This is a genomic window from Segatella copri (genome assembly GCF_019249795.2).
GTDB lineage: Bacteria > Bacteroidota > Bacteroidia > Bacteroidales > Bacteroidaceae > Prevotella > Prevotella copri_B.
Map to the genome: position 1 here is coordinate 127,501 of NZ_CP156893.1, position 6,686 is coordinate 134,186.

3 protein-coding genes and 2 rRNA genes (1 of these 5 running past the window's edge) are annotated in these 6,686 nt (G+C 43.1%); 2 read left to right on the top strand and 3 right to left on the bottom strand.

What is annotated here, in order from left to right; all coding sequences use genetic code 11:
* Together KUA48_RS15685 and KUA48_RS15690 are read right to left on the bottom strand one after the other, a co-directional pair.
* Window positions 1-284, bottom strand: a 23S ribosomal RNA gene (locus KUA48_RS15685); it reaches 2,614 nt to the left of the window's first position.
* 349 nt (window positions 285-633) lie between these two features.
* Window positions 634-2,165, bottom strand: a 16S ribosomal RNA gene (locus tag KUA48_RS15690).
* Together the 16S and 23S rRNA genes form the textbook arrangement of a ribosomal RNA operon.
* A gap of 574 nt (window positions 2,166-2,739) precedes the next feature.
* Here KUA48_RS15690 and KUA48_RS15695 point away from each other — a divergent pair.
* Both KUA48_RS15695 and KUA48_RS15700 read left to right on the top strand, forming a co-directional pair.
* Complete coding sequence (locus KUA48_RS15695) at window positions 2,740-3,087, top strand: SGNH/GDSL hydrolase family protein (protein WP_153073272.1); 348 nt, start codon at window positions 2,740-2,742, stop codon at window positions 3,085-3,087.
* Window positions 3,088-3,113: 26 nt separating this feature from the next.
* Entirely contained in the window at window positions 3,114-4,556 is a 1,443-nt protein-coding gene (locus KUA48_RS15700; protein ID WP_153080705.1) for a sodium:alanine symporter family protein, read from the top strand.
* Window positions 4,557-4,771: 215 nt separating this feature from the next.
* Here KUA48_RS15700 and ald read toward each other — a convergent pair whose 3' ends face one another.
* Window positions 4,772-5,878 carry an alanine dehydrogenase gene (ald, locus tag KUA48_RS15705; protein ID WP_117588127.1) on the bottom strand — a complete coding sequence of 369 codons (1,107 nt, stop codon included), beginning with the start codon at window positions 5,876-5,878 and terminating at the stop codon, window positions 4,772-4,774.
* Between the last annotated feature and the right edge of the window lie 808 nt (window positions 5,879-6,686).

Genomic DNA, 6,686 nt, shown 5'->3' on the forward strand with positions numbered 1-6,686 from the left:
GCCTTGCGACGTCAACGGTTTGGGCTGTTCCCCGTTCGCTCGCCACTACTAGGGGAATCATTCATTTATTTTCTCTTCCTACAGGTACTAAGATGTTTCAGTTCCCTGCGTTAGCTCTCAACCTTGAAGATTGAGTAACCGTCCTTCAGACGGCTAGGTTGTCCCATTCGGAAATCTCCGGATCAAGGGTTATTTGCACCTACCCGAAGCTTATCGCAGCTTATCACGTCCTTCATCGCCTCCGTGAGCCTAGGCATCCGCCATACGCCCTTTCTTACTTTCTTTACGACTGTATTCTTGTTACTCGTTTCCGAATAACGAATAAGTAGCTCATACTTTCAGCTGTATTCTAACAAAGTGAAATCTCATCTTGCGATTTGATTTACTTTAGTCTGAACTAAAGTTCATTACTTACAGTTTTGCTTGTGTCAATATGTCAAAGATCTTCTTGCCGTAAAAGGCATGGTGGAGATTGTGGAGTTGAACCATTTTGCTTGAGCCATCCCTATATATTATATAATGTATAAGGAATCCCAGTCTCCTGTATTTGATTAAACAGATGGTGCGTACAAGAAGAGAAGCGAACTTTTTAAGTCATGTTCCTAAATCTTCATAGGAAATTCGTCTCTCCAGAAAGGAGGTGTTCCAGCCGCACCTTCCGGTACGGCTACCTTGTTACGACTTAGCCCCAATTACCAGTTTCGCCCTAGGCCGCTCCTTACGGTCACGGACTTTAGGCGCCCCCGGCTTTCATGGCTTGACGGGCGGTGTGTACAAGGCCCGGGAACGTATTCACCGCGCCATGGCTGATGCGCGATTACTAGCGAATCCAGCTTCGTGGGGTCGGGTTGCAGACCCCAGTCCGAACTGAGACAGGCTTTAAGGATTTGATCCGTTTTGCAAGGGACCGTCTCTCTGTACCTGCCATTGTAACACGTGTGTAGCCCCGGACGTAAGGGCCGTGCTGATTTGACGTCATCCCCACCTTCCTCACACCTTACGGTGGCAGTGTCCCCAGAGTGCCCAGCATGACCTGATGGCAACTAAGGAGAGGGGTTGCGCTCGTTATGGCACTTAAGCCGACACCTCACGGCACGAGCTGACGACAACCATGCAGCACCTTCACAGAGGCCCCGAAGGGCGTCATTGTCTCCAAATCCTTCCTCTGCAATTCAAGCCCGGGTAAGGTTCCTCGCGTATCATCGAATTAAACCACATGTTCCTCCGCTTGTGCGGGCCCCCGTCAATTCCTTTGAGTTTCACCGTTGCCGGCGTACTCCCCAGGTGGGATGCTTAATGCTTTCGCTTGGCCGCTGACCTATTCAGACCAACAGCGGGCATCCATCGTTTACCGTGCGGACTACCAGGGTATCTAATCCTGTTCGATACCCGCACTTTCGAGCTTCAGCGTCAGTTGCGCTCCAGTGAGCTGCCTTCGCAATCGGAGTTCTTCGTGATATCTAAGCATTTCACCGCTACACCACGAATTCCGCCCACTTTGTGCGTACTCAAGGAAACCAGTTCGCGCTGCAGTTCAGATGTTGAGCATCTACATTTCACAACACGCTTAATCTCCGGCCTACGCTCCCTTTAAACCCAATAAATCCGGATAACGCCCGGACCTTCCGTATTACCGCGGCTGCTGGCACGGAATTAGCCGGTCCTTATTCATAAGGTACATGCAAAAAGTCTCACGAGACTAACTTTATTCCCTTATAAAAGCAGTTTACAACCCATAGGGCCGTCTTCCTGCACGCTACTTGGCTGGTTCAGACTCTCGTCCATTGACCAATATTCCTCACTGCTGCCTCCCGTAGGAGTTTGGACCGTGTCTCAGTTCCAATGTGGGGGACCTTCCTCTCAGAACCCCTACTGATCGTTGCCTTGGTGGGCCGTTACCCCGCCAACAAGCTAATCAGACGCATCCCCATCCATCACCGATAAATCTTTAATCTCTTTCAGATGCCTTCTAGAGATATCATTGGGTATTAGTCTTACTTTCGCAAGGTTATCCCCAAGTGGTGGGCAGGTTGGATACGCGTTACTCACCCGTGCGCCGGTCGACGCCCATCAAAAGCAAGCTTTCGATGTCGTTTCCCCTCGACTTGCATGTGTTAAGCCTGTAGCTAGCGTTCATCCTGAGCCAGGATCAAACTCTCCATTGTAAAATATCATTTTTACCTAGCCTTGCGGCTTGGTTTGTTTGTTGTCTGTACTTAGGACGAATATCCTTTTCGTTTATTGAAGCTTAGTAAACCTGACTTGTCAATTGCTTGACGGTTCGTTTCTTTTACCCAGTCAACTTTCTTATTTCTAAGAAGTTAACCGCTTCTTGTACTACTTGTCTGTTTATGTAAAATCTTTCAAAGAACTCTTTCTTTAATCGCTAAGAGAAAGTGTATTTCTCAAAAGCGAGTGCAAAAGTACTAACTATTTTTCATTCCACCAAATCTTTTCGCAAAAAAGTTGCTTTTTTAGTCGGTTTTTAACATCTATAAAGACTTTATGCAATAGATTTTTTGTGTATACCTTATTATATATATGCATGCGTACGCTTGTGTGTATATGCGATAGCGCGCGCACATGATAAAATTATGGTATAACTCAAATCATGCTTAGTTTTAGACAAAAATAGAAACAGAAAGATGAATTTTCCTCCGATATTTTTTGTCTATTCACATATTTATATTACTTTTGCAGCAGAATTACATAAGAAGCATTAAAACAAGAACAAGCATCATGAAAAGATTTACGATTATCATTTCTTTCATTATGCTCACCTTCATGCCGCTCATGGCACAGGTGAAGCAGACCGTTGCCGTTCTCGGTGACTCGTATTCCACTTTCGAGGGGTTCATTCCTAAGGGTTATGCCACCTGGTACTCACCTACTGCTCCACCAGAAACTACAGATGTAAACAAGGTTGAGCAAACCTGGTGGTGGCAAGTTATCTCGGTAAAAAAGATCTGCAACAAATATCAGGTTCCAGTCATTGCTCTTCATGATATTGACAAGAAAAACGGTCACCCTACTATCAAGGGAATGAAAAGTATTGCTGTCCAGGTTCTGAAGGTTATAAAAAAGTAAAGAAATAATAAGGTTTAAATAGATAAATGATAGATTCAATACAAAACATTTTAGTTCAGGTTAGCGATTTCCTTTGGTCGTATATCATCATCACCGTCTTGATATGCTGTGCCCTGTTTTTCACTTGGCGTACCCGTTTCGTCCAGTTCCGCCTTATCAGAGAGATGATCAGGCTGCTGATTCATCCCGACAAGGTACAACCGGAAGAGATAGGACACGAAGAACTGTCGATGGAGATGAAAGTGGATGGCGAAATGAAACACATTTCTTCCTTCCAGGCATTTGTGGTAGCATTGGCTAGCCGTATTGGAACCGGTAACCTTGCCGGTGTGGCTACTGCTATCAGCATCGGTGGTCCGGGAGCCGTATTCTGGATGTGGATGCTGGCTTTACTGGGCTCTGCATCCGCTTTCATAGAATCAACTCTCGCCCAACTTTACAAGCGGAAAGGCAAAACATCTTTCTATGGCGGACCGGCCTATTATATGAAGTATGGTTTGGGAAAAGGATGGATGGGTATTCTTTTTGCCGTGCTGATGATCATTACCTTCGGCTTTGCCTATAATTCTGTGCAGAGCAATACTATCTGTCTGGCATGGCAGAAGGCTTTTGGCATCGAGCCTGCCACCATGGGAATTGCCCTCACTGTGCTCACCCTGCTCATCATCTTCGGTGGCATCCATAGAGTAGCTAAGTTCTCTTCTACCGTGGTTCCTGTGATGGCTGTCATTTACCTTCTGATAGCTGTAGGTGTTGTTGTTTGGAATATCACCAGTCTGCCAAAGGTTCTGCTTACCATTGTTGAGAATGCTTTCGGATTCAATCAGGCTGCGGGCGGAGTTCTTGGCGTTACTGTGATACAGGGTATCAAGCGAGGTCTGTTCAGTAATGAGGCAGGTGAAGGTAGTGCACCGAATGCAGCTGCGGTAGCTACAGTCAGTCATCCTGTAAAACAGGGATTGATACAGGCTTTGGGCGTTTTTACAGATACGCTGGTGGTATGTTCCTGCACTGCTTTCATCATCCTGGTGAGCGGTGTAGATCTTACGGCTTCAAATGGAATCCAACTCACCCAGGATGCCCTGACCCACGAAATCGGAAGCATCGGCAATCCGTTTGTTGCGGTAATGATATGGCTGTTTGCATTTAGCAGCATCATCGGCAATTATTATTATGGAGAAACCAATGTGAGATATATCAGGGACTCCAAGCTGGGTGTATTTGTCTATCGTCTTGCTGTAGCAGCAATGGTGATGGTCGGAGCGGTAGTATCTCTGGATTTTGCATGGAGTTTTGCAGATATCACGATGGCTCTTCTCACCCTCTGCAATCTCGCAGCCATCGTCCTGCTTTCCCGTCAGGCCGTCTTCCTGTTGAAAGACTATCGCCAACAGAAGAAGGAAGGTAAGAATCCTGTATTCACCAAGGATAAGATGCCAGAGATTGCAGATAAACTGGAGGCATGGTAAATAACAATGATGGATTTTCATTTCGCGAAGATCTATCCTTCATACAATTCATCAACAAAACTCCCCGATACGAATCCTGCAGGAATACTGAGGATTCATATCGGGGATTTTTTTATGCACTAAACTATTTTATTTCTTATAGTAACCGAACAGGAAAGCATCAAGATAAAGAGGATTCCATAGCTTTTGTGTTATGGAACCCTCCCCTACTCTACTTAGAGTATCATTTCTTCATATTCCAGTCCGAAAACATCCGCTACGGCCTTGAATACCACCTTTCCATTTACGATATTCAAACCCCTATACAGGGCTTTATCCTCCTTGCAGGCCTTTCGCCAACCCTTATCAGCAAGCGCCAATGCATATTTCAGCGTAGCATTGGTCAAGGCTGTAGTAGAGGTATTCGGCACAGCACCAGGAATATTAGCTACTGCATAATGAACGATTCCATCGACCATATATGTCGGATCAGAATGTGTGGTTGGATGCGATGTCTCGAAACAGCCACCCTGATCAATTGCTACATCAACAAGTACTGTTCCTGGTTCCATCAATTTCAACATATCTTTCGTGATAAGATGCGGCGCCTTATCACCTGGTACGAGCACACTACCCACAACGATATCCACATCTGTCAATTCTCTACGAATATTATGCTCGTTGGAATAGAGCGTGTGTACATTGATAGGCAGCTCCATCTCTAACTGACGAAGACGAGGCAAACTGATATCTGTAATCCATACATCAGCTCCCATTCCTGCAGCCATTCTTGCTGCAGCTTCTCCTACGGTTCCGCCGCCCAATACCAAAACCTTGACGCGGTTCACACCAGGTACACCACTCATCAGTTTTCCTTTTCCTCCCTTTGTCTTCTGCAGATAAAAAGCACCATTAATAATGGCCATTCTTCCAGCTACTTCACTCATCGGAATGAGTAAAGGCAAATGGTGGTTATCTGTCTCCACAGTCTCGTAAGCCAGACAGACAGCACCACTCTTGAGCATGGCATCGGTAAGTTCCTTGTCACAGGCAAAATGGAAATAAGTGAATACAAGCTGGTCTTGATGGATAAGTGGATATTCCTCAGCGATAGGCTCTTTCACCTTTACTATCATTTCCGCCTCACGATATACACTCTGAATGTCGGGTAAGATTATGGCTCCTACCTTTTCATACGCTTCATCAGCAAATCCGCTGTTCTCTCCAGCCGTATGCTGAACCATCACTTCGTGACCATGTCGAATGAATTCTGCTACTCCTGCTGGTGTCATTCCAACACGGTTCTCATTATTCTTAATCTCTTTTGGAATACCAATTTTCATGATGTTATAGTTTTAAAGGTTCGACATCAGTTTAACTCTGTAAAGATACTGAAAATTTCAATAGGTTGTATGCACTTAGAGGAAAAATTAACATATCTTATATAAACTATTCCTGTTGAATATACGTATTTAAGTTTATTAGGCAATTAGACTAAACGAACATTCTAAATTTATACATGATAGATATTCTACAAAAAGGATTATTAAAATGCTGAATTATAAAGTGTTAACATGTTAGGTTTATAATATACATGTCTATCTCTCCAATCATTAGATTATTATAATTGCTGGCAGTTAGTATACTTGTTTAAACGTATTTTTGTATTTTCATCTATCCTAACATACGGCTTTACGTATATTAGTTTATATGTTCTTTAGTTTATATGGCTATATATAAATAGGTTTATTCATATATTAGTATAATCATTTATCGGTATACTAGTCTATACAAATATATGTTTAATAGAATATTCATATATAAGTTTAATTAATTTGTCCGTCTATTAGGATATTCATATTTTCGTTTAGTAGCATATTCGAAGTGATGCTTATTCTTCATGAAGATTGTTAGAAAAGTATAAAAAAAAGGATATTTACAAAGAAATAGGAAGATAAATTCTTTTATATCAACTATTTTGGCTATTTTTGCAACCAATATTAGAACTAAAGAACATTAGATAATCCAGAAATAAGACTTTTAGTCTTTCCGAACGAAAGAATATAAGTCAATTCGTTTATTCTAATTGCCAGCAATTCTAATATATGTAAATTGTATTAAACAATAACGTGAAATAAGGAAAAAAGAAAT